Below are 1,490 nucleotides of genomic sequence, written 5' to 3' on the forward strand. Positions count from 1 at the left end.
GTGGAATACATCCAGTACTACAACCAAGGGCGCATCAAATTGAAATTGAAAGGCCTAAGCCCGGTAAAGTACCGGGAGCAGGCCCAATCGGCCGCCTGACCCCGTCCAACTCTCGGGGGTCACTTCACCCTGGGGGCTTGGCCGCGGCATCCATGCCGCGGACACCCCCGCGAACCCAACCCGCCCCACCTCTGACAGTTTCCCGGTGACGGATCGAAGAGCATTGGGTTGTCGGGACGGAATTTGAAAGAGGGACGCGGCTTCGCCGCGTCCCTCTTGTCGTTTCTAGCTCCCATACTCATCTCATGTTGCGCAGCGGGACAAGGCAGGCCGGAGGGACCGCCTGTGAACGCGGGCGAACGTCGGTATTGGCTGATATGTTCGACCACCAACAAGCCCGGCAAATGAAGTATTCACGCCGCAGATTCGAAGGCCAAGCTGCAGATCAGGCATGAGCAAACTAATTGACTACATCGTCAACAAGCATGGACACCCAAAGCTCTGTCGGGTGCTCACCCTCGACGAGTGGAATTCACTTCCAGCATCCATGCCTGATCAACTCCGCGAACTCTTCGCTGGACTGGGCTTTTTCTTCACACTGCAAGGCCAGCTCCAGACATGCCACCCCAGAAGCTTCGAAGGCATTCTGGATGCAGTGTTCGGCCGCGACGAACAATTCAACAGCAAGAACTGCCATGCGTTTTGCCATAGCGCGTTCGGCAACATTTTCTTCTATCACGATGCGTTCGGCATCGGAGAGATAGAACTCTTGCATGGCTCCGTGGTGTGCGAGACATCCGCACCGAGTGTAGACACCGAGACGCATCTGGAAAATGCAATCGAGATCCCGTTTTTGCTCGACGCAGAAGATATCGATGTTTATGACAAGGATGACAGACGGCTCTTCTCCAAGGCGCGAAAGAAGCTCGGAACCTTGGCCATTGGCGAATGCTATGGATTCCAGCCACTGCTTTCACTGGGCGGGGAGAACACCATCGAGAACCTGGAGAAGGTCAAGGCTATCGAGCATTTAAGCATCCTGTGCCAAACACAGGACTTCTCCCTATACAAATATTCATCGTATGGAACTCGCACTTTTGTCAGATCATTCAATTGAAATCACCCGACGATCGTCAGATCGACAACTGCAGATCTTGTCCGGACTCGATACTTCTGTAGTTTCTACGGCCTGCCCCTGATCCTGCAGCAAGGGGCCTGCGGCCAGCTGCTTTTCGCATGGGCAACGGCAAGCCGAGCGCGGGATCGGCTCTACACGAGCAAGCGCAGCGCGCGACCCGCTGTTGCCTTTGCTTTTTTCTTCCATTCCGTGGCGGGCCGCGCAGGAAACTGTCAGGGGCCCGGCTCTTATTCCACTCTGACCCTTCCCCCGAACTTACCCGGTATGGATTCGGAGTGTCACGGTCCCGTTCACAACAAACAGAGTGTCGCTCACTATCACAAGGTCCTAGCGTCATGCCACAGACATACAA

Annotated in this window: 2 protein-coding genes; both read left to right on the forward strand. The window is 55.4% G+C overall.

Annotated elements, in window-relative coordinates; translation table 11 throughout:
• Positions 1–99 (forward strand): IS3 family transposase (locus EKL94_RS22085; RefSeq protein ID WP_148105821.1); only part of this gene is annotated, 99 nt, incomplete at its 5' end.
• A 352-nt stretch (positions 100–451) separates the two neighbouring features.
• Positions 452–1,117, forward strand: a complete 666-nt coding sequence (locus EKL94_RS22090) for a T6SS immunity protein Tdi1 domain-containing protein (RefSeq protein ID WP_126930645.1) — start codon at positions 452–454, stop codon at positions 1,115–1,117.
• The last annotated feature ends 373 nt before the right edge of the window (positions 1,118–1,490 follow it).

The organism is Stenotrophomonas maltophilia, from assembly GCF_003970865.1.
Taxonomy (GTDB): Bacteria; Pseudomonadota; Gammaproteobacteria; order Xanthomonadales; family Xanthomonadaceae; genus Stenotrophomonas; species Stenotrophomonas maltophilia_AR.